This is a genomic window from Micromonospora sp. NPDC048835 (assembly GCF_040649995.1).
Lineage (GTDB): Bacteria > Actinomycetota > Actinomycetes > Mycobacteriales > Micromonosporaceae > Micromonospora.
Genome location: NZ_JBEZGM010000017.1, coordinates 77,677 through 99,182, shown reverse-complemented (window position 1 = coordinate 99,182; position 21,506 = coordinate 77,677). Strand labels below are relative to the sequence as shown.

Annotated in this window: 18 protein-coding genes and 1 tRNA gene; 11 read left to right on the top strand and 8 right to left on the bottom strand. The window is 71.5% G+C overall.

Going from position 1 to position 21,506, the window contains the following annotated elements; translation table 11 throughout:
• Window positions 1–174 precede the first annotated feature (174 nt).
• Window positions 175–954: a phosphodiesterase gene (locus AB0C15_RS21120; RefSeq protein ID WP_357354375.1), complete on the top strand. Its 780-nt coding sequence runs from the start codon at window positions 175–177 to the stop codon at window positions 952–954.
• A gap of 10 nt (window positions 955–964) precedes the next feature.
• A complete protein-coding gene (locus AB0C15_RS21115; protein WP_357354373.1) occupies window positions 965–1,615 on the top strand; it encodes a histone deacetylase in 651 nt (216 codons plus the stop codon).
• A gap of 61 nt (window positions 1,616–1,676) precedes the next feature.
• On the opposite strand, the gene AB0C15_RS21110 is transcribed toward AB0C15_RS21115, so the two are convergent.
• Window positions 1,677–2,474, bottom strand: a complete 798-nt coding sequence (locus AB0C15_RS21110; RefSeq protein ID WP_357354371.1) for an alpha/beta hydrolase — start codon at window positions 2,472–2,474, stop codon at window positions 1,677–1,679.
• 276 nt (window positions 2,475–2,750) lie between these two features.
• Here AB0C15_RS21110 and AB0C15_RS21105 point away from each other — a divergent pair, with 276 nt between their 5' ends.
• On the top strand, window positions 2,751–4,457 hold the full coding sequence (locus tag AB0C15_RS21105) for a bifunctional metallophosphatase/5'-nucleotidase (protein WP_357354369.1): 1,707 nt from the start codon (window positions 2,751–2,753) through the stop codon (window positions 4,455–4,457).
• A 442-nt stretch (window positions 4,458–4,899) separates the two neighbouring features.
• On the opposite strand, the gene AB0C15_RS21100 is transcribed toward AB0C15_RS21105, so the two are convergent.
• Entirely contained in the window at window positions 4,900–6,186 is a 1,287-nt protein-coding gene (locus AB0C15_RS21100; RefSeq protein ID WP_357354367.1) for an MFS transporter, read from the bottom strand.
• 149 nt (window positions 6,187–6,335) lie between these two features.
• Between AB0C15_RS21100 and AB0C15_RS21095 the strand changes: the two genes are divergently transcribed.
• A complete protein-coding gene (locus tag AB0C15_RS21095) occupies window positions 6,336–6,809 on the top strand; it encodes a hypothetical protein (protein ID WP_357354365.1) in 474 nt (157 codons plus the stop codon).
• A gap of 389 nt (window positions 6,810–7,198) precedes the next feature.
• Here AB0C15_RS21095 and AB0C15_RS21090 read toward each other — a convergent pair.
• Together AB0C15_RS21090 and AB0C15_RS21085 are read right to left on the bottom strand one after the other, a co-directional pair.
• Window positions 7,199–7,275 (bottom strand) — tRNA-Pro (locus AB0C15_RS21090).
• Between the two features lie 226 nt (window positions 7,276–7,501).
• On the bottom strand, window positions 7,502–8,395 hold the full coding sequence (locus tag AB0C15_RS21085; protein WP_357354363.1) for a metallophosphoesterase: 894 nt from the start codon (window positions 8,393–8,395) through the stop codon (window positions 7,502–7,504).
• A 25-nt stretch (window positions 8,396–8,420) separates the two neighbouring features.
• Here AB0C15_RS21085 and AB0C15_RS21080 point away from each other — a divergent pair, with 25 nt between their 5' ends.
• On the top strand, window positions 8,421–8,876 hold the full coding sequence (locus tag AB0C15_RS21080; protein WP_030328082.1) for a GatB/YqeY domain-containing protein: 456 nt from the start codon (window positions 8,421–8,423) through the stop codon (window positions 8,874–8,876).
• Window positions 8,877–8,990: 114 nt separating this feature from the next.
• On the opposite strand, the gene AB0C15_RS21075 is transcribed toward AB0C15_RS21080, so the two are convergent.
• The gene (locus AB0C15_RS21075) at window positions 8,991–11,438 is read right to left on the bottom strand and encodes a transglycosylase domain-containing protein (protein WP_357354361.1); all 2,448 of its coding nucleotides are present in this window, start codon (window positions 11,436–11,438) and stop codon (window positions 8,991–8,993) included.
• A 406-nt stretch (window positions 11,439–11,844) separates the two neighbouring features.
• On the opposite strand from AB0C15_RS21075, the gene AB0C15_RS21070 reads away from it, so the two are divergent.
• The gene (locus tag AB0C15_RS21070; protein WP_357354359.1) at window positions 11,845–12,165 is read left to right on the top strand and encodes a WhiB family transcriptional regulator; all 321 of its coding nucleotides are present in this window, start codon (window positions 11,845–11,847) and stop codon (window positions 12,163–12,165) included.
• 6 nt (window positions 12,166–12,171) lie between these two features.
• Here the strand turns inward: AB0C15_RS21070 and AB0C15_RS21065 are convergent, their stop codons facing one another.
• The 3 genes from AB0C15_RS21065 to AB0C15_RS21055 are packed head-to-tail and all read right to left on the bottom strand — an operon-like array spanning window position 12,172 to window position 15,055.
• Window positions 12,172–13,323 (bottom strand): ArsA-related P-loop ATPase, encoded by a 1,152-nt coding sequence (locus AB0C15_RS21065; protein ID WP_357354357.1) that lies wholly within the window; start codon window positions 13,321–13,323, stop codon window positions 12,172–12,174.
• 53 nt (window positions 13,324–13,376) lie between these two features.
• Entirely contained in the window at window positions 13,377–14,354 is a 978-nt protein-coding gene (locus AB0C15_RS21060; protein ID WP_357354355.1) for an ArsA-related P-loop ATPase, read from the bottom strand.
• A 26-nt stretch (window positions 14,355–14,380) separates the two neighbouring features.
• A complete protein-coding gene (locus AB0C15_RS21055) occupies window positions 14,381–15,055 on the bottom strand; it encodes a hypothetical protein (protein WP_357354489.1) in 675 nt (224 codons plus the stop codon).
• A gap of 434 nt (window positions 15,056–15,489) precedes the next feature.
• Between AB0C15_RS21055 and AB0C15_RS21050 the strand changes: the two genes are divergently transcribed.
• From AB0C15_RS21050 to AB0C15_RS21030, 5 genes are all read left to right on the top strand, one after another.
• Entirely contained in the window at window positions 15,490–15,972 is a 483-nt protein-coding gene (locus tag AB0C15_RS21050; RefSeq protein ID WP_357354353.1) for a hypothetical protein, read from the top strand.
• Between the two features lie 44 nt (window positions 15,973–16,016).
• Complete coding sequence (locus tag AB0C15_RS21045) at window positions 16,017–16,172, top strand: DUF4177 domain-containing protein (RefSeq protein ID WP_007466198.1); 156 nt, start codon at window positions 16,017–16,019, stop codon at window positions 16,170–16,172.
• Window positions 16,173–16,227: 55 nt separating this feature from the next.
• Entirely contained in the window at window positions 16,228–16,689 is a 462-nt protein-coding gene (locus AB0C15_RS21040) for a RidA family protein (protein ID WP_357354351.1), read from the top strand.
• Between the two features lie 113 nt (window positions 16,690–16,802).
• Window positions 16,803–17,639 (top strand): MBL fold metallo-hydrolase, encoded by an 837-nt coding sequence (locus AB0C15_RS21035; RefSeq protein WP_357354349.1) that lies wholly within the window; start codon window positions 16,803–16,805, stop codon window positions 17,637–17,639.
• Window positions 17,636–21,274, top strand: coding sequence for an adenylate/guanylate cyclase domain-containing protein (locus tag AB0C15_RS21030; protein ID WP_357354347.1), 3,639 nt, complete (start codon window positions 17,636–17,638; stop codon window positions 21,272–21,274). Before AB0C15_RS21035 ends, AB0C15_RS21030 begins: the two co-directional genes overlap by 4 nt.
• The last annotated feature ends 232 nt before the right edge of the window (window positions 21,275–21,506 follow it).

Sequence of the window (21,506 nt, the reverse complement as noted above, 5' to 3'; positions counted from 1 at the left end):
GGAGGGGCCCGGCTGACGCCGAACCGCTCGATCAAGGGTACTCACGGTGGCGGGGCGGCGACCTTCGTACACACGTGCTATCCACAGGCTGTGGACGCGGCCTGTGGACGCTTGCCCCCGCGATGCCGCGCTCGGCGATAGCCTGAAGCACCCCGGCGCCGAGGAGGCGGGCCCGTGCTCATCGCCCAGCTCAGTGACCCGCACCTGACCACCGGCCTGCTCGCTGCGGAACCCGCCGCCGGTCTGCACCGGGCGCTCGGCCGGGTGCTGGCGTTGCGACCCCGACCGGAGTGCGTAGTGATCACCGGTGACCTGGCCGACCACGGGCAACCCGAGGAGTACGCGGCGCTGCGCGAGGTGATCGGCGGGTTCCCGCTGCCGGTGCACCTGGTCACCGGCAACCACGACGACCGGGAGTCCCTGATCGACGCGTTCGGGGGCACGCCGTGGCTCGGCGGTGGCTTCTCGGCCTACTACCACGTCGACCACGAGGCGGCATCGGTCGTGGTGCTCGACTCGCTCGTCCCCGGCAGTGACGGTGGCCAACTCGGCGAGGAGCAGCTCGGCTGGCTGGACGGGGTGCTGGCCGGGCGGCCCGAGGTGCCCGCCGTGATCTTCCTGCACCACCCGCCGGTGGCGGTCGGCATTCCCGCGGCGGACTCCATCCGGCTCGCCGACGGTGCCGCGCTCGCCGAGGTGATCCGCCGACACCGGCACGTCGTACGGGTCGGCGCCGGCCACCTGCACCGCCCGGTCACCACGGCGTACGCGGGCACGGTCCTCACCGTGGCACCCAGCACGTGGAGACAGGCCACGCTCACCATGAGCGCCGACGAGCAGATCGGTTGGGTCAACGAGCCCACCGCGTTCCTGCTGCACTCGGTGGAGGCCGACGGCTGCGTCACCCACACCGTGCAGGTGAGTCACTCCGCCGGGCAGACCTGCGGCTTCTGAGGGCGACGTCATGCTGGTCTGGTACGTCTCGTACGGCTCGAACATGCACGCCGCCCGGCTGGCCTGGTACATCGGTGGTGGCTGCCCACCCGGCGGGAAGCGGACGTACCCGGGCTGCCGCGACCGCCGTCCACCGAGCCGATCGGTGCCGGTGACGCTGTCCGGCGGCATCTACTTCGCCGGTGAGTCCGGGGCCTGGACCGGCGGCATGGCCTTCTACGACCCGCACCTGCCGGGCGAGGCCGCAGCCCGCGCCTACCTGGTCACGCTGGAACAGTTCACCGACATCGCGGCTCAGGAGATGTACCGCCCCCCGGGCGACACCGCCGACCTGATCCCGGCGACCGGCGCGGCCGTCGACGCCGCCGTCGCCAACGGTCGGGCCACGCTCGGCCCCGGCCGGTACGAGACGCTGATCTGCCCGGGCAGCCGGGACGACGTGCCGATGCTCACCTTCACCGCCCCCGAGGGGGCGTCCGTCGCGCGGTGCCGACCACCCGCACCGATCTACCTCGGCCTGATCGCGAGCGGGATACGTGAGTCGCATGGCTGGCGGGCCGAGCGGATCGCCAGCTACCTGGCGGCCCGGCCTGGCGTGGCGGACGCCTGGCCACGGGACGCCGTGGCGGCCCTGGTCGAAGAAGTGCTGCTCAGCACCTGACCGCCCACGCTGGTTGGCCGCGCCGGCTGGGCCGCGCGGCGCGGTTCGGGCGGTGGTGTCGTCAACCGAGCAGGAACTCGCGCAGCACCGGGGCCAGCGTCGTCGGTGGGACGTCGTGGTAACCACCGTCGAGGCTGACCGAACGGCCGCCCGGGACCGCCTCGGCGGCAGCCCGGCTCGCGTCCCGCAACCACTGTGGACTGCCGGTGCTGTCCACCCCGAGGGTCGGCGTGGTGACGGCCCCCAGGCGGTCGGCGGGAAGTCGGCCTCCAGCGGTGACTATCGAGTCGTACACCAGGGTGTGCGCGACGGCCGTCAGCCCGGCCCACATCGGTTGTGACCGCATCCCGCTGATCTGCTCGGCCGGCAGCCCCACCGAATCGCCGAGGAAGGTCGCCACCGCGCCGTCCCGGTCGTCAGCGGCGATCAGCTCGATGAGCTGCGGGGTGATGTCCGAACGGACGCCCACGTGCGAACCAACCTGAAACGGTGGCTCGAACATGATCAACCCGGTCACCGGCAGGCCCTGCGCGGTGGCGAGGGCGGCCAGGACGGCACCGGAGGAGATGCCGTAGACCGCTGCGGAGCCACCTGCCGCCGCGATCAGGGCGGCCAGATCGTCGATCTCACGGCCGACCTCGTAGGGAGCGGTGTCGCCGCTCTGGCCGCGACCTCGACGGTCATAGCCGAAGGCGGTGAAATCCGGTGCCAACGCCGCACTCAGGTCGCGCGTCGCGTTGCGGTCAGCGAACGCGCCGCCGACCAGGATGACCGCCGGCCCGTCACCGGACCGCTCGAAGGCGATGGGCGTGCCGTCCGCCGATCGCACCTGCTCCACCACCGGGGCCGATCCACTCACGATGTCTCCTGTCCACGTGGGCCGTCCCGTCCTTTCTAGACCCTCGGTCCGACACTGTCCGGCAGACCGCGCCAAACGGCGATCGATTCCGGTCCCGGCGTACGCGCAGCTCCCAGGTGCTGCCCGGGTCGACCGCCGGGCAAACGGATGAGAGGCTGTCGGGGCGGGGGCCATGCTCAACCACCGCCATCCGCGACCCCTTCGACGGCGTCCGTCGGTGGCCCCGGTCGAACCAGAGGCCAGGCACCGTACGCGCCGATTCTCACGAGGAGATCCATGTTCATAACCGGGATGCGTCGGGCCGGTATCGGCCTGACCGCGCTCGCGGTGGCCGCCCTCGGCGCGGTCGCCACCAGCCCTGAGCAAGCCGACGCGCGGCCGAAGCCGGTCGACGTCACCCTGCTGGCCCTCAACGACTTCCACGGCAACCTCGAACCACCGAGCGGGTCCAGCGGCACCATCGCCGGGCAGACCGCCGGCGGCGTCGAGTTCCTGGCCACCCACCTGGCCGAGCTGCGCGCCGCCGCCAAGAAGAAGAACACCATCACTGTCGCCGCCGGCGACCTGATCGGCGCGTCCCCGCTGCTCTCGGCCGCGTTCCACGACGAGCCGACCATCGAGGCGCTGAGCATGGCCGGGCTGGACTACGCCAGCGTCGGCAACCACGAGTTCGACGAAGGCGCCGCCGAGCTGCTGCGGATCCAGAACGGCGGCTGCCACCCGGTGGACGGCTGCATCGACGGCACCCCGTACCGCGGGGCCGGCTTCCAGTACCTGTCCGCGAACGCCTTCAAGACCGCGACCGGCAAGCCGCTGATGGCACCGTACGCGATCCACAAGGTGCAGGGCGTCAAGGTCGGCTTCATCGGCATGACCCTGGAGGGCACCCCGCAGATCGTCAGCCAGCAGGGCGTCGCCGGCCTCAGCTTCGCCGACGAGGCGGACACCGCCAACCGGTACGCTCGCGAGCTGCGCCGCAAGGGCGTACAGGCGATCGTCGTCCTGCTGCACGAGGGTGGCACCCAGGCGGCGACCGGCGGGATCAACGACTGCGTCGGCATGACCGGCCCGATCGTGGACATCACCAACCGGATGGACCCGTCCATCGACGTGGTGGTCAGCGGGCACACCCACCAGGCGTACAACTGCGACATCAACGGCAAGCTGGTCACCAGCGCCAGCTCGTTCGGTCGCCTGGTCACCGACATCGACCTCAAGATCGACCGCCGGAGCGGGGACGTGCTGTCCGCGGCGGCGAACAACGTCGTGGTCACCCGCGACGTCGCCAAGGACCCGCGGCAGACCGCGCTGATCAACCGCTACAAGACGGTGCTCGGCCCGGTCGCCGGACGCCAGGTCGGTGTGACCAGCCAGGCGATCACCCGGAGCCAGGAAACCCTCTTCGGTACGAGTCTGGGCGAATCGCCACTGGGCAACCTGATCGCCGACGCCCAGCTCGCCGCCACCGACGACGAACAGAACGCGGTCGCCGCCTTCATGAACCCGGGCGGGGTCCGGGCCGACCTCGACGCCGGCCCGGTCACCTACGAGGAGGCGTTCACGGTGCAGCCGTTCGCCAACAACCTGGTGACACTCGACCTGACCGGAGCGCAGCTCTACTGCGTCCTGGAGCAGCAGTTCGTCACCGGTCGGACCCTGTACCCGTCGTCCACGGTCGGCTACGTGGTCGACCCGAACGGCACCACCGGTACCGTCGCCGACCCGTGCGCCGGCACCCGAGTGGTCCGGGGCAGCCTCACCCTGGGCGGCACCGCAGTCGACACCGCCGCCACCTACCGGGTGACGGTGAACAACTTCCTGGCCGGCGGCGGTGACGGCTTCAGCGCCCTCACCGGCGGCACGAACCTGGTCACCGGTCAGATCGACCTGGACGCGTTCGTGGACTACCTGACCGCCCAGTCGCCGGTCTCCGCACCGACGCTGGACCGGATCCGCACCACGGCCGAGGTCCCCGCCGCCTGACGGCCGACCCCTGCACCACCGGGCCCCGGAGCATCAGCTCCGGGGCCCGACCACGTCCCAGGCCCCGCCTGCTCCTGTCCGCGTGCTTGTTGCCCACGCTCGCTCCGACCCGCCCTGTGGCCACCACGGGCAAGATCGTGCTCGATCCTCGATGTAGTGGTGTCGGCGCGCGGGGATACCACCACATCAAGGATCGAGTGCGATCCTGGCGAGCAGCAGGATCAACGAGGGAGATCCGAGCAACATCAGGGTTGTTGCTGTCTCCCGCGCGCCTGAGGCAGCAACAACCGTGAAGTTGCTCGGATCTTGGCGCGCGCCGCGACGCCCGGGGCCCCGGGGTGGGGCCCTGCGTGGGGGCCCGGGTGGGGCCCTGCGTGGGGGCCTGGGTGGGGCCGCGGGTGGAGGGCTTGGTTGTCAGGGGCCCCTCAGGGTGTGTGCGAGGTCAGGTGAGGGCGGGCGTGGCAGCGGCGGATGTGGCCGGGGCGGGCGCCGCCAGGCCGTCCTGCTCCGCGGTGAGCAGTCGACGCAGGGAGAGCGCGACAAGCGAGGCGACCAGGCAACCGCCGACCACCGTCGCCACCCACACCATGCCGTTTGCGGCACCGATGAGCGGGCCGGCGGTCACCGGGCCGATCACACCGCTGACTCCGAAGATCATCGAACTCATCGCGTTGTACCGGCCGCGTAGCTCATCGGTGGCCAGCGCGTTCGTCAGAGCGGGCATCACCGGGGACAGCATCGTCTCGCCGAAGCCGAAGATCGCCGAGCAGAGCACCACGCAGAGGGCGGCCAGCACCGCGCTCTGACCATTCACCAGGCCGGCCGCGCCGAGGACCAGCCAGGCGGCGGCGAACACCGCCCCGACCACGGCCAGCGCCCGGGTACGGCTGCGGCCTTCGATCCGGCGGATCACCACAAGTTGCGCGAGCACGATCATCGCGGTGTTCGCCGCGAGCGCCCAGGCCACGACTCGCGGGTTCACCTCGGCCACCCGCACCGCGTACGCGGCGAAGCCCACCTCCACCTGCGCGTACCCGCAGGTGGTGAGAATCAGCCCGAAGACCACCAGTCGCCGGAACGGGCGGTGTCGAAGCACGGTGAGGTAGCCGCCGGGCGACGGATCGTCGACGCCTCGACGGCTGCCGAGTCGGTGGCCCACGGTGGGCAGAGTGAGCAGGATCAATGCCGGCATCAGGTAGGTCACCGCGTCCAGCAGGTAGATCGCCTGGAAGGTGCCGGGCCGCGCCGTGTCGACGATCGCGCCGGAGGTCATGCCGCCGATGCCGATGCCGAGGTTGAGCAGGGCGAAGTTCAGCCCGAAGACGCGTTGCCGTTCGTCGTCGTCGGTCAACGACGCGAGGATGGTGTTCTGCCCGGACCAGATCGCCGAGCTGCCGATGGCGATCACCGTCATCACCAGCACTGCCGACCCGGTCGAGTGGACGAGCGCGAGCGAGCCGGTGCCGATCGCCTCGAGCAGCAGGCAGGGCACCACCACCCAGCGGGCGCCGAAGCGGTCGATAAGCGTTCCACCCAGCGGCGACAGGGCAAGGGTGACCACGCCGTACCAGCCGATCACGAGCCCGGCGCGGGTGTCGGTGAGCCCGCGTACGTCGGTCAGATAGATGAACAGGAACGGCAGGGTCAGTCCCCGCCCGACCGCCGAAAGTAAAGTGCCGAGGAGGAGCCGGCGAGCTTCCGTTCGGCGGGGCAGGGCACGACGCAGCATGCCGGCATTCTGTTCGGTAGGTCTGACGCCGCGCCAACCGTTTCGGCCGCATCTCGCGGTGACCGGCCCGCCGGGTGACCAATCCCACGTTGATCCACTCGCCGTGATCGCGGTCGGTCGGTGTCCGCCGGGTCTGCGATGCTGGCTCGATGACCGGCACCTGGCGACATCTGCCCGCTACCGCCCGCGCCATCGCCGTGACCGCGACGGCGGCCGTCGCCGCCGCCCGGGAACGCGACGGTCAGGCGTACGACGAGGCGGTCGGCGGTCTCGCCGCGGACGAGCGTTCCGGCCTGGTGCTGGGCGGGGTGGTCCGGTTGTTGCTGGAGGAGAGCCATCCGGACGGGTTGACCGGCGACGACATCCGTCAGGTGCTGACCCACTGCGTACAGGAGTCGACGCGCTGGCGTTCGGACGTCGACCCGCACGTGGTGCTCGTCCTGCTGGCCGGCGCGTTGGGGGTGTACGACCCCGAGAGCGACGAGTCACCTCCGGACGCGGCCGCGCTGGCCCGACACGCGCCGCTGCTGGTGGCCGACCTGATGGCGGTGACGAGCGTGCCGTTCGACGACTACCTGGCCGCCGCCTTCGCGGAGATCGAGCGCACCGAGCGGCAGGACTGAGGGCGGGCGTACCAAGCGGCAGGTTGCCGGTCGAGCCGGCCGGCTCGACGTTCCTGGTCGTGCCGTTGCCGGGCTTCGTCGACGTTCGCTACGCGTCGGTACTCGCGGTGGTTGAAACCCAGATCAGGAACACGATCGTCGCGCCGACCCCGGTGACCGCGACCAGACCCGCGCGAGGCCAGGAAGGAGAAGAAGGTGGCGCGGTCGTCCACCGGGGTCGCAAGGGGTGTCGCTGCCGGGCTGTCGGGTGGGCTCCACGGTTGAGGCGCCTGCGGGCAGGTCATACGCGGACGTAAGCCACGCCGACGCAGCACGGGAATCGGTCGACAAGGCTCGCCTGGTAAGACCAAAAGGCCAGGTGAGAGAGAACCTCACCTGGCCTTTACCTCTGGTCGGGGTGGCCGGATTCGAACCGACGACCTCTTCGTCCCGAACGAAGCGCGCTACCAAGCTGCGCCACACCCCGAGGCGTGCCGACAAATAGTAGCCCACCCGCCCCGATGGTCAAACTCGGTACCCCTGCCGCCCTGGCCCTGCCCGGAGAGGCCAAGATCCGCACAACATCCGGGATGTTGCTGCCTCACCACACCCCGAGCGAGCAACATCCCTGATGTTGCGCGGATCTTGAAGCGGCCTGCGGCCGAGCGACCGAGCGGCCCCGCGGCCCCGCGGGCGGGCGGCGGCCGGGCAGGTCAGCGGGGGATGAGGGTGAGGATGCTGGCCTCCGGGGGGCAGGCGAAGCGGACCGGGGCGGTCGGGTGGGTGCCGAGGCCGGCGGAGACGTGCAGCCAGGAGTCTGAGCCGGGCCACCGGTGCAGACCTTTCGCCATCGAGCGGGGCAGGCCGCAGTTGGTCACCAGCGCACCGAAGCCCGGTACGCAGACCTGACCGCCGTGGGTGTGCCCGGCCAGCAGCAGCCCGAAGCCGTCCGCCGCCATCTGGTCGAGCAGCCGCGGCTCGGGGGAGTGCGTCAGCGCGATGGAGAGGTCGGCCGAGGACGACACCGCGCCGGCCACGGCAGGGTAGTCGTCCCGGTCGATGTGTGGGTCGTCCACGCCGACGAGGTCGACCTGTCGGCCGCCAGCCTTCACCGTGGTCCGGGCGTTGTTGAGGTCCGCCCAGCCGGCGCCGGTGAAGACCTGACGCAGCTCCTCGTAGGGCAGCTCGACGCCCTCGGTGTACTCCCGGTCGGGCAGGAAGTAGGTGAACGGGTTCTTCAGCACCGGTCCGGTGTAGTCGTTGGAGCCGAACACGAACGCGCCCGGGTAGTCCAGCAGCGGTTGCAGGGCCCGCAGCACCCCGGGCACCGCGCCGGGGTGCGCCATGTTGTCGCCGGTCACCACCACCAGATCGGGGTCGAGGGCCGCCAACGACGCCACCCAGCGCTGCTTGCGCGCCTGGTCGGGCATCATGTGCAGGTCCGACAGGTGCAGCACGCGCAGCGGCTCCGCGTCGGCCGGGAGCACCGGCACGTCGTACCGCCGCAGGGTGAACATGTTGCGCTCGATGAGCGACGCGTACGCGAGGGTGGCCGCGCCGATGGTGGCGGTTCCGGCGGCAAGCCGGAATAGTGTGCGCTTTCGCATGGCGTTCAGGGTAGTTTGACCGTCCATGAGCACGCTGAAGGACCGCCTCACTGCCGACATGCGTTCCGCGCTCAAGGCGCGCGACGAGCTGACCACCTCCACGCTGCGGATGGCCCTGGCCGCTGTCGGCACCGCCGAGGTCGCCGGCAAGGCCAAGCGCGAGCTCACCGATGACGAGGTGCTCGCGGTGCTGACCAAGGAAGCCAAGAAGCGTCGGGAGGCGGCCACCGCCTTCGCCGACGCGGGCCGCGCCGAGCAGGCCGCGAAGGAGAGCGCCGAGGGCGAGGTGTTGGACCGTTACCTGCCCAAGCAGCTCTCGGACGCCGAGCTGACCGAGCTGGTGTCGGGGGCGCTCGCGGCGGGCGGCTTCACCGGAAAGGCCCAGATGGGCCCGGCGATGAAGGCGGCCCAGGCCGCGGTGGCGGGCCAGGCCGAGGGTGGCCGGGTGGCCGCTGAGGTACGCCGACAGCTCGGTCTCTGACCAGCAGGTCAGACGGAGTGGCAGGACGGTGGTCGTAGCCGATCACCGGTCCGGACAGACGAAACGGGCGGGCACCCGAGGAGGGTGCCCGCCCGTCGTGTCCTACTGGTCGGCTCAGCCGCCGGGGCGACCTGCCCCGGGGCGACCGGGCTGGCCACCGGGCTGACCGCCGGGAGGAGTGCCGTCGTTGTTACCGGGGGCGCCGCCGCCGCTGCTGACCTGGATGGTGACCACGCCACCCTTGATGGTGCGTCCGTCCGGGCTGGTGCCGGCGGCGTCGCCCGCCTTGCAGGAGGACGGCACCTTCGCGCTGGAGACCACCGGCTCGAAGCCGGCGCCCTTGAGTCGGGACTTCGCCTGGTCCACCGAGATGCACTTCACGTCGGGGATGCTGCGCTGGTCACCCTCGGAGATCTTCTGGCCGGGCGGATCGAACTTGACCCGGTCCTTGCCCCTCATGGCGTCGCGCAGGGTTTCGTAGACCGGTGGGTTGATGCCGTCCTTCTCGGCGTGCTTCATCTTGACGTTCGTCTGTGGCCAGTCCGGGTCGGCCATGATGCCGGCCACCGAGTACTGCTTGGTCATGGCGACCAGGGCGGCCGTCTTCTCCGAGTCGGTGGTGCCGGACTTGCCGGCGACGGGCGCGTCGACGATGTCCTTCACCACGCGGGCCGTACGGCTGCCACCGCACTTGCTGGTGGTGGAGTTGTCGCCGACCGGGCAGCGGGCGGCGTCCACGGCGGCCCGGGCCACCTCGGTGCTGAACCGCTTTTCGCAGCGCGGGTTGGCGACGTCCAGCTTCTTGCCCTCCGGGTCGCGGATCTCCTGCACCGGGATCGGCTCGCAGTACTTGCCGTCCGCCGCGAGGGTCGCGTACGCGTTGGCCAGGTCGAGCGGGGTGGTGGAGGAGACGCCCAGGGTGAAGGCACCCCACTGGTGGGCGTCGCCCTTGGTGGCGGCGAACTTGGCGTCGTTGCTGGCCCGGAACTGGATGCCGGCCCGCCGGGCGGCGTCGACCACGTTCTCCGCACCGACCTGCTGTTGCAGCGGGACGAAGTAGGTGTTCACCGACTGGGCGAACGCGGACCACATGTTCTGCACGCCGCCGGCCTTCAGGCCGGAGTTGGTCGGGCAGTAGAAGTGGGTGCCCTTACAGGCCGCCGGGCTGCTGCTGTCGATGATGTATTCCGACTTGAACTGCTGCGGCGCGTTGATCGTGTAGCCGAGCGGGATGCCCTTCTCCAGCGCGGCGAGGATGGTGAAGATCTTGAAGGTCGAGCCGGCCTGGTAGCCGGTGATGCCGTTGCCGCCAGTCAGCAGGGGGTTGACCGTCGCCGGGTAGTTGCCCCGGATCTTCTTCTTGCGCTTCGCCGGATCGCTGGAGAGCTTGTTCTTCGGGTTCTTCGGGTCGTCGAGCTTGAACTGCCGGTTGACCGCGAGCGCTCGTACCCGGCCGGTGCCCGGCTCGACGACCGCGACCATTGCCGCTTCCTTGCTGTTCACGCTCTTGGCCTTACGGACCGCCTTGTCCGCGCCGCGCTGGGCCTGGACGTCGATCGAGGTCACGACGGTGTAGCCGCCGCTCTTCAGCCGGCGCTCCCGGTCGTACGTGGTCGAGCCGAACGTCTCCTGATCCATCCACCAGCGGTAGAAGTAGTCGCAGAAGAAGCCCCACTCGTTGACGTTCGCGGCCACGCAGCCGTTCGGGGTGCGCTTGTCCTTCACCACCAGCTTGGTCGCCTTGGCGGCGTCCGCCTCCTGCTGGGTGATGGCCTTGATGTCGACCATGTTCTGGATGACGTAGTTGCGTCGGTCCAGAGCCAGTGGGTAACCCGCCTCGGTGGTCGGGTCGTTGGTGGTCGGCGCCTTCACCATGCCGGCCAGCAGCGCCGCTTCCTCGATCTTCAGCTTGCTCGGCGGCTTGCCGAAGTAGACCTGGCTGGCGGCGTAGATGCCGTACGCGCCGTTGCCGAACGAGGCGAGGTTGAGGTAGCGGGTGAGGATCTCCTCCTTGGAGAACTCCTTGTCGACCTGGAGGGCCAGCCGCATCTCGCGGAGCTTGCGGGCGCTGGTGTCCTCGGTCGCCGCGACCACGTCGGCCGGGTGGGTGGCCGAGTAGGCGATGGCAAGCCGGACGTACTGCATGGTCAGCGTCGAGGCGCCCTGTCGACCGGAGCCCTCGCTCTGGTTGTTGACGAAGGCGCGGGCGACACCGTTGATGTCGACGCCGTTGTGCTTGTAGAAGTCGTGGTCCTCGGCCGCGATGATGGCCTTCTGCATGGGCACCGAGATGTCGGCGAGCTTGACGTCCCGCCGGTTCTCGTCGTACATCGTCGCGAGCGGGGTCTTGCCGTCCGACGCCAGCAGATAGCTGATCTGCGGCGCGCGGGCCACCGTCAGCTCTGTGGGTAGGGCACCGAATGTCTCCGCGCCGGCCTTCGCGGCCAGGCCGGACATCGCTACCGCGGGGAAGGCCGCCGCAGCGACCACCACGCCGGCCAGCAGGCCACACACGAGTAGCGATGCGGCGTTGGTCAGCACATTGTGGTCACGTTTCCGCATCCAGGTCACCTCGACAGGGTACGCGAGTAGGGAACGAGGGGCGCTGGGGCGTTCTTTCCCCATTTCCTGCGCGCGCTGCCCTCGTTGTGCTAAACGCACGACCCCCGGTGCTTGGTTGCGTATGACCTGGCGTGAGTCTCCTCCGATCCTGTGAGGTGGCGCAGCGTTATCGCCGACCTCGGCGGGGTAACCGGCGGTCGAAGGCCCGGGAAGCCGGGAGTGTCCGGAATGATGGATTTCGCCGACAACGTTGCGTAATCGGTCGACTACAGAGCATGATGGGGGCGGCGACAGGCCACATGTCGTTCGTGCCGCCTTGGGGAAGGCAGGCCGGGCGATCGGGGGGAATTGCCGGCTGACGTGCATCGACGAGGTCGGTAGGTACTGCAAGGGGGGACGTGTACACATGGGCATGATCACTGACTGGCCGTCACTTGCGGCATGTCAGAACGGGGACCCGGACGCGTTGTTCGTACAGGGCGCCGAACAGAACGTGGCGAAGCGGATCTGCCGGAGCTGCCCAGTTCGGTACGAGTGCCTGGCCGACGCGCTGGACAACCGGATCGAGTTCGGTGTGTGGGGCGGCATGACCGAACGCGAACGGCGGGCGCTCCTGCGTCGTCACCCGCAGGTGACGAGCTGGCGCAAGATGTTCGAGGCCGCGATGAAGAAGAACAGCAAGGACAAGGCTGCCAAGGACAAGATTCTCGTCAGCGCGTCCAACTGACGCCGGTCACGGCCGGCTGATCGCCGCGCCGATCGTCCGCAGCCCGTCGACGTCGTGCACGTCGGCGGGCTGCGCGGTAACCGATACCGCCGGCACGGCTGGGAACGCCTCGGTGAAGCGCGCGGCAACCTGCTGCTCGCGTACCGCCTGACGAGCCAGCGTCGCGTGCGCCCGCAGCACGTCGACGGTGGCCGCATGCCCACCCAGCTCGGTCAGCCGCTCGGCGGCCGCCCGGCTCTGCTCGGCGTCCAGCTCCGGCACGGCCGGGCGGTGCACCCGGTTGAGCACCAGGCCCGCCAGCGGCATCCGCTCGTCCCGCAGCCGGCCCGCGAAGTAGGCGGCCTCGCGGACCGCGTCCGGCTCCGGCGTCGCGACAAGCAGGAAGGCCGTCTCCCGTGCCTGCAGGATGCGGTACGTCTGCTCGGCGCGCTGCCGGAAACCACCGAACATCGAGTCGAGTGCCGCCACGAAGCCGGACAGGTCGGTCAGCAACTGCGCGCCGAGCACCTTCTGCACGACCTTCGAGAACATCCCGAACGAGGCAGTCACCAGGCTGAACATGCTCCGGCCGCCGCTGCGCGCCGGGGCCAGCAGCAGTCGGAGCATCCGGCCGTCGAGGAAGCGGGAGAGGCGAGCCGGCGCGTCCAGGAAGTCAAGTGCCGAGCGGGACGGTGGCGTGTCCACCACGATCAGGTCCCACTCGCCCCGGGCGTGCAACTGGCCCAGCTTCTCCATCGCCATGTATTCCTGCGTGCCGGCGAAGGTCGAGCTCATCGCCTGGTAGAACGGGTTCGCGAAGATCTCCGCGGCCTTCGTCGGGTCGGTGTGCTGCAACACCACGTCGTCGAAGGTGCGCTTCATGTCCAGCATCATGGCGTGCAACTCGCCGCCGCTGCTCTCGACGTCGATGCCCTTGACCTGGCGAGGGGTGTTGTCCAGCTCGGTCAGGCCCAGCGACTGGGCCAGCCGGCGGGCCGGGTCGATGGTGAGCACCACCGTTCGCCGACCGTGCTGCTCGGCGGCCCGCAGCGCCAGCGCCGCGGCCGTGGTCGTCTTTCCCACTCCGCCGGCACCGCAGCACACGACGATCCGCACGCCCGGGTCGGCGAGGATCTGGTCGACGTCCAGCTGCGGCGCCGCGTCTTCGGAAGGCACCAATCGAGCGTATCGGGCCGGTGGGTCCGCGCGCCCGTGCTGCGCTCAGGTGTGAGTCATTCGGCGCGAACGAGGGCCTGGGCCAGCGCCGCGAGCCCGGCCCGGTCCACCCCGTCGGGCAGCAACGGAAGCTCGATCATCGGCAGCCCCAACTCCACCAGGTCGGCGCGGAGCGAATCCTCCAGTTCGCGCCGGATGAGCTGGTCACGTGCCTCATCGTGCAGCCCGGCCACGATGTCCCGATCGGCCGGCAGCCCGGCGGCGACCAGCCCGCGTCTCAACTCCGCCGCGGTGACCGCCGGCCCGGCGGGTAGCGGCGGTCGGACACCGTTGACGAGCACCTTCCCGACGCCGAAGCCGAGGGCGGTCAGGTCGGCGATGGCGTCGACTGTCTCCTGGATCGGCATCTCCTCGAGCAACGTGACCACGTGCACCGCGGTCATCGGAGACCGCAGCAGCGCGGCGACCCCCTCGCTCTGGGTCTTGATCGGGCCCACCTTGGCCAGCCGGGCGGTCTCCGCCGTCACGTTGAGGAACCGGCCGATCCGCCCGGTGGGCGGGGCGTCCAGCACCACGGCGTCGTACGCGCGCCGCTGCCCGTTGGTGCGGGTGGTGGCCTCCTTCACCTTGCCGGTGAGCAGGACGTCCCGCAGGCCGGGTGCGATGGTGGTCGCGAAGTCGATGGCGCCGAGCTTGCGGAGCGCCCGGCCCGCCGCGCCCAGTTTGTAGAACATGTCCAGGTACTCGAGCAGTGCCTCCTCGGCGTCCACCGCGAGCGCCCGGACCTCACCGCCGTCCGGTGCGTCGGCGAGGTGCCGCTCCTCGTAGGGCAGCGGGTCGATGCCGAAGAGCTGGGCGATGCCCTGCCGCCCCTCGACCTCGACCAGCAGGGTGCGTCGGCCGCCGGCGGCGAGCGCGAGAGCCAACGCCGCCGCCACACTGGTCTTGCCGGTGCCGCCCTTGCCGGTCACCACGTGGAGGCGGGCGGGCCAGCCGGTACCGGCCGGGTCGATCGGACGCTCAGCTGCACACACCAGCCGAGCCTATCCAGGCTCGTGGGTCATGCGACCTCGCAGACCCACCAACCCGTCTTCTGCACCACAGTGAAGCGCAACTCCTGGTCGGCCACCTTCTCGTCGGCGGTGGTCATGGTGAGCCGGGTGGAGACGGTGGCCCGTTCCCCGGTCTGGTTGTCCACCTTCGGGGTGGTCCACCGGAAGCGCGGGTTCTGGTAGGTCGAGGCGTACTTCTCCACCTCGGCCACCTTCGCGGCGATCTTGTCGTCGTCACGGGAGGCGGCGCAGACGTGACTGGCCGCCTTGGTCGCGTCGCGGTCCTTGTAGACCGCGGTGAGGAACTCGTCGACGGCGACCGAGGGCTCCTTGGCGCCCTCGCCGGTCTCGGCGTCGCGCAGGGTCAGGAAGGCCACCACGCCGCCACCCACGCAGAGCACCATGATCACGACCAGGGCGACGGCCGCGATCAGCAGGCCGCGCTTCTTCTTCGGCTGGGCGGTGCCCGGGTAGGGCGGGTAGGCCGGCGGGGGCGGTGGGATCGACGAGGGGTTCGGGGCGCCCGGCGGCGTCGGTGCGGCTGCCGAGCCGTGCCCTTCCGCCGGCCCGGGGAAGGCTGGGGAGGTGGGGGCGGCGGGGAGCGTCGGCTGGGCAGGGGATGCGGGGAGGGCGAGCTGCCCGGTCGGTGGGGCGTGGGTCGGCTGGCTGGGGATGGCCGGCATGCCGGGCTGACCGGCGGGATCCGGGTGGGCCGGCGGGTGAGCGGGTGTGCCGGCCTGGTCGCCGCTGGGCGGGTGGGTCATGTCGTTCTCCCCGGGGTGCGGCGCCCGCCGCCACCCCTGGCGCCGAGCGTGATCGAGCGGGCGGCCGGGCGCTGCGCGACCGTCCGACCGGAAGGGTAGCGGTCGATGAGCGGATCGGTGTCGCCGCTGCCGCTCGGTCGGTCCGGCGATCCGGTGAGCGGTACCCGCGGCGCTTCCGGTGTCGGGCCCCCGACCTGCGGTGTGTCGCATATGTGACTGTTGGTGACCTCTTGTGCGCGTCCTGTTGGCGGGACCGCGACCACAGACCTACCTTCGTCCGGGTGCGGGGGCCGGAACGGACGAATGGGTCCGGGCCGGAAGCATGGTCCGAGAGGTACGACCGGAGGCAGTGCATGCGCGACGCGGACAACATCCCTCGCACCCAGTTCCCGACGAACGACCGGCCCCGCCGGACCGGGTCCGTGGTCGAGGCCGGCGGGCAGGTCACCAGTCAGCCGATCAACGAACGGTCGTACCGCCGCACGCCGGAGCAGGCGGAGACGCCTCGGGTGCCGAGTCAGCCCGCCGAGCGGAGCCGCGACGACGACGAGGCGGGCTTCGTCATCCACCTGCCGATCCGGGTGCCGAACCTGACTGCGGCGACAGTGCTGGCCGGTCGGGTCGCGGTCTCCCTGGGTTTCCTGCCGGAGCTGGACGCCGGCGAGACCACCGTGTCCAACGCCGACGACCAGAACAACCGGCACCGGGTCTTTTGCGACCTCTTGCTCCCCGACCGGTCCCGCTGCCCCCAGGGGTACGAGCACGAAGGGCTCTGCGGCGAGCTGCCGGCCATGCCGGAGCAGCGTCCCGTACCTCGTCCGGCCAGCGGACCGTAGGCTGTCCCTCGAACAATTCCGCACCGAGAGGGAGCCCTTCAGCGATGCAGAAGTGGGAATACTCCACGGTCCCGCTGCTGGTCCACGCGACCAAGCAGATCCTCGACAACTGGGGCGAGGACGGGTGGGAGCTCGTCGCCGTGGTCCCCGGCCCGAATCCGGACCAGCTTGTCGCCTACCTGAAGCGGCCGAAGGCGTGAGCGTGAGGCGTGCAGCGCAGCGGAGCCCCGCAGTCGCGAACAAAGGGGTGGCGCAGTGAGCAACGGTCCGCACGCGAAGCTCGCCGAGCTGGGTTTCGAACTGCCCGACGTCGTGCCGCCGGTGGCCAGCTACGTCCCGGCCGTGCAGTCCGGGCAGCACGTGTACGTTTCCGGCCAGTTGCCGATGGCCGAGGGCAAGCTGCTCGCGACCGGCAAGGTCGGCGCTGGCATCTCGGCCGACCAGGCGAAGGATCTGGCTCAGCGGTGCGCGCTCAACGCGCTTGCCGCGGTCGACTCGCTCGTCGGCCTGGAGAACGTGGTCAAGGTGGTCAAGGTGACCGGGTTCGTGGCCTCCGCGCCCGGCTTCACCGGTCAGCCTGCCGTGATCAACGGTGCCTCCGATCTTCTCGGCACCGTCTTCGGGGAGGCCGGCCGGCACGCGCGCAGCGCCGTGGGCGTGGCCGAACTGCCCCTGGACGCCCCGGTGGAGATCGAACTGATCGTCGAGGTCGCCTGACCCAACCGCGATCTTGCACTTGCTGTCGCGACGAAAGCCATGAAGAGGCATGAAACAGCAGCAGCAAGTGCAAGATCGCGGGGTGTGGCGGGCGGGGTCGTACGATCGCAGCCATGAGCGGGCACGTGACGGGGGCGGTGGCGGCGCTTGCCGACGAGTTGCCCGGCTGGGTTTCACTGCTGCGTGCACCGAACCCGGGGCCGATGACCCTGGACGGCACCAACACCTGGGTGCTGCGCGCCCCGGCAGCCGAGTACGCCATCGTGGTCGACCCCGGGCCGGCGGACGAGGGGCACCTGACCCGGATCGCCGAGCACGGCCCGATCGGGCTGATCCTGATCACCCACGGCCACCCCGACCACACCGAGGGCGCGGCGCGGCTCAGTGAGCTGCTCGGCGGGGTGCACGTCCTCGCCGTCGACCCGGCACACACCATCGGCGGCGAGCCGCTGACCGAGTCGGGTGAGCAACTCGGCGGCTTCGGCCTGGAGATCCGCCCACTGCACACGCCGGGGCACACCGCCGACTCGATCTGCTTCCTGGTCGAGCACGACGACGAGCGGGTGGTGCTCACCGGTGACACCATCCTCGGCCGGGGCACCACCGTGGTCGCCCACCCGGACGGGCACCTCGGTGACTACCTGACCAGTCTCGAGCTGCTGTCCGCGTACCCGGGGATTCCGGCGCTGCCCGGACACGGCCCGGCGCTTGCCGACTGCGCCGCCGCGGCCGACTTCTACCTCGCCCACCGCCGGGCCCGGCTCGACCAGGTCCGGGCGGCGGTCGCCGCCGGTGCCCACACCCCGGCCGACGTGGTGGCGACGGTCTACGCGGACGTGGACCGCTCCCTCTGGTGGGCGGCTGAGTGGTCGGTCCGCGCCCAGTTGGAGTATCTCGGCGTCGACACCGGGGAATCCGCACCCGGGGTCAGTGGGTTGGAGCACATGTGACCTGCCCCGTGTGTGGAACCGTTGCCGTTCCCGGCGCGCGGTTCTGCCACAACTGTGGCGCCGCGCTGCCCGCTGCCGCCACGTTGCCGGCGGCCGAGCGTCGGGTGGTCACCGTGCTCTTCGGTGACCTCTCCGAATTCACCTCCTGGTCGGAGGACCTCGACCCGGAACGCGTCGGCGCGGTCACCGACCGGGTGCTCGCCGCCCTCGCGGGTGCGGTGAAGACGTTCGGCGGGCACGTCGACAAGCTGACCGGTGACGGCATCATGGCCGTCTTCGGCGCCCCGGTTGCGCACGAGGACGACGCCGAACGTGCCGTCCGGGCCGCGCTGTCCATGCAACGCGCCGTCCGTCGGGTGCTCGACGACGAGCGGGGCGGCGGCGCGCCCCTCGGGCTGCGGGTCGGGCTCAACACCGGCGACGTCATCGCGGGCATCCAGGCCGCCATCGAGTACACGGTCATCGGCGACACGGTGAACACCGCGGCCCGGCTCGCCGACGCCGCCGCGGTCGGCGCCGTCTACGCCGGTGGACGCACCGCCGCGGCCACGCGGCACGTCTCCTCCTGGCGTGCGCTGCGCCCGCTGCGGCTCAAGGGCAAGCGGGAGCCGGTCGAGGCGTACGAGCTGCTGGGTCTGCTGGACGCGCCGGGCACCCGCTCGGGGCTCGGCGACGAGGCGCCGTACGTCGGTCGGGAGACGGAGATCGGTCGGGTCGCCGGCCGGCTCGCCGAGGTGATCGACCAGGGCGATCCACGGGTACTGCTGATGACCGCCGAGGCGGGCATCGGCAAGTCCCGGTTCGCCGCCGAGGTGGAGCGCCTCGCCGCCGGGTACGACGTCGGTGCCGGCCGGTACGCGGCGCACACCGGGGCCCGGGTGCTGTCGGTGCGCTGTGCCGCGTTCGGCGAGCGGCGGCGGCTCGCGCCCCTCGCCGACCTCGTGCGGGCCGCCGTCGGTCTGCCGAGCGACGCGTCCACCGCGCTGACCCGCCCGGCGGTCGAGGAGCGGCTGCGCCGGCTCGGGCAGCGGCTCGCCCGCTCCGGTGCGGAGACCGCGCCGATCGCCACGGAGCAACTGCTCGCCCTGCTCGGCTACGCCGAACTCCCGGCGCACGCGGCCGGCGACAGCGGCGAGTGGGGCGGCTCGGGCACCGCGCCCGCAGACACCGAGGTGGTGCCGAACGCGGTCGCCGACCTGCTCAGCGGGCTCGCCTCGGAGGCGCCGCTGGTGATCGTGGTGGACGACCTGCACGACGCCACCGCCGAGACGATAAGCGCCCTCGGGTCGACGCTGTCCAGGCTCACCGGCCCGGTGCTGGTGCTGCTGCTCGGTCGCCCCGAGCTGGTGCGTACCGCAGGCGCGCTGACCCGGGTCGCGGACGCCGAGGTGCACTCGCTGCCGCCGCTGCGCGGTGCCGACGCGGCCCGGTTGCTGACCAGCTACCTCAGTGGCGGCAAGCTGCCGCAGGCCGACACCGACAGGTTGCTCGCCACCGCGCAGGGCAATCCGTTCTACCTGGCCGAGCTGGTCACCCTGCTGATCGAGCGGGGAGCGCTCACCACGGAGTCGGCGCGCGGTGTCCGCGCAACCGTGGAGCGGCCTGGGTCAGGCGAGCGGGACCAGACCCCGTCGAGCGGGTGGCGGTTGGTGCCCGGGTCGCTGGGCAGCCGGCTGCTCTCCCGGGACCTCGCCGCAGTGCTCGCGGCCCGGATCGACGCGCTGCCGCCGGACGCCCGGTCGGTGCTGCGCGACGCGGCGGTCACCGGCGACACGGTGCCGACCGGCGCGTTGGAGGCGATGCGGGAGCAGCGTGCCGGCCGGGACGGCCGGCCGTCGGCCGTGGTCGCCGTCGAACTGGACCGGGCCGTCGAGGAGCTGCTGCAACGACGGATGCTGCACCGCTCACGTGTCGGCTACTCGTTCGCCACGCCGCTGATGCGGGAGGCCGCGTACGCCGGGGTGAGCAAGGCCGAGTTGGCCGAGCGGCACGCCGCGCTGGCCCGCTGGGCGGCGCCGGCGGACGACGCCACGGTCAGCACGGTGGGCGGGTTCACCGACGAGGCCCGGGACGACTTCGTGGCGATGCACGTCGAGCGGGCCGCCACGCTCGCCGACGCGGTGAAGCTGCGCCCGGACGCGCCGGCGCGCGCGGTGATTCCGCTCGGCGTCGCCGCGCTCGGTCGGGCCGCCCGCCGGTCGCTGTCCGCCGGTGAGCCGGCAATGGCCGTCGAGTACGCCGAGCGCGCCACCGAACTGGCAGGCGCCAGGGTGCCGGCACCCGATCAGGTGGTGTACGCACGGGCGTTGCTCCAGGTCGGCCGGGTCGCCGACGCGTTGGCGTACGCCGAGAAGATCGCCGCGAACGCGGGGGACGAGGCCACCCGGGTCAGCGCCCTGCTGCTGGCCGGGCAGGCCCAGGAGACGCTCGGCGACCAAGGTCGGGCGGTGGCCGCCTGGCAGGAGGCGTTGCAGGTGGCGGCTGACGGGCAGTTGCCCGCGCTGCGCGCCACCGCGATGCGCCGGCTCGGCATGGCCGACTTCGTGGCGGGACGGCTCAGTCAGGCGAGCAGTCGTCTGGCGGCCGCGTACCAGGTCAGCCTCGGTGCACAGGACCGACGCGGGCAGGCCTGGTCCCTGCAGAACCTGGCCTGGGTGACGACCACCCGGGGAGACTTCGCCGGCACCGACGCGGTGCTCGGCCGGGCTGCCCGGCTCTTCGCCGAGCTGAAGGACCCGTACGGGCGGGCGTGGTTGCGCGGCACCACGGCGTTCGCCCGGCTGCTCGCCGGCCGACTGCGCGAGGCCTGTCGGATGGCGCAGGTGTTCCTGCCGTTCGGCGAGCGGGTCGGTGAGGCGTGGGCGGTGGGGACGTTGCGCGCGGTGGCGGCGTTCGCCACCGCCGAGTTGGGTGACCTGGCCGAGGCGGATCGGGAGGCCCGTCGGGCGTACCGGGAGTTCGCCGCCGCCTCCGACGACTGGGGGCGCGGGTTCGCCCTGGTGGTCCGGGCGGTGGTGGCACGCGGGCTGGGCGAGCCGGAGCACGCGGCGGACCTGCTCACCGACGCCCTGGCGTACGCGGAGCGCACCTCGCATCCGCTGCTCACCGGGATGGCCGGGACACTGCGGGGCTTCGTCGCGTTGGACATGGGCGACTGCGAGACGGCCGAGCGGGTGGCCCGCGCGGTGCTGACCGCCGTGGAGCCGCACAACCCGCAGGCCCCGGCGCAGGTGGCGCCCCGGGTGCTGCTGGCGACGGCCCGGCTCGCCGCCGGCGACTCGGCGACCGCGGTCGGGCTGCTCGCCCCGGTGGCCACGGCCGCGGCGAACGCGCCCTCGCTGCTCTTCTCCCGCCGACAGACGATGGCCCAGTACGCTGCGGCGCTGCTCGCTCACGGCCAGCGGGAACAGGCGCTGGACTGGGCCCACCGCGCGGTCACCGCACCGGCCGAGGACGTGCGCAGTCAGGTGATCGCGGCGAGTGTGCTGGCGGAGGCGTTGGCCGCCTGCGGGCGTCCGGCGGAGGCGGTGTCCTGTGCGGAGGAGGCGGTCCGCCTGGCGTACGCGACCGGGCAGCGCAGCGAACGCACCGCAGCCGACGCCCTCCGAACCCGCCTAACCACCACCCACCCCTAACCCCCACCCACCCCTACCCCCACCCCCCTACCCCCACCCCCCTACCCCCACCCCCCAGGCTCCTGCCCCACGCCCCGGGCTGTTGATCAAGAGGTTTGCGTCAGAATTCGCGTCTCCAGTGACCGAAACTTCTTGATCAACCCGTGGGGGTTGGGGTTGGGGTGGGTGGGTCCGATGTCCGGTGGCGAACGCCGTCGGGTGGCGCTCGCCGCGCTGCTCGTCCGCGACGCCG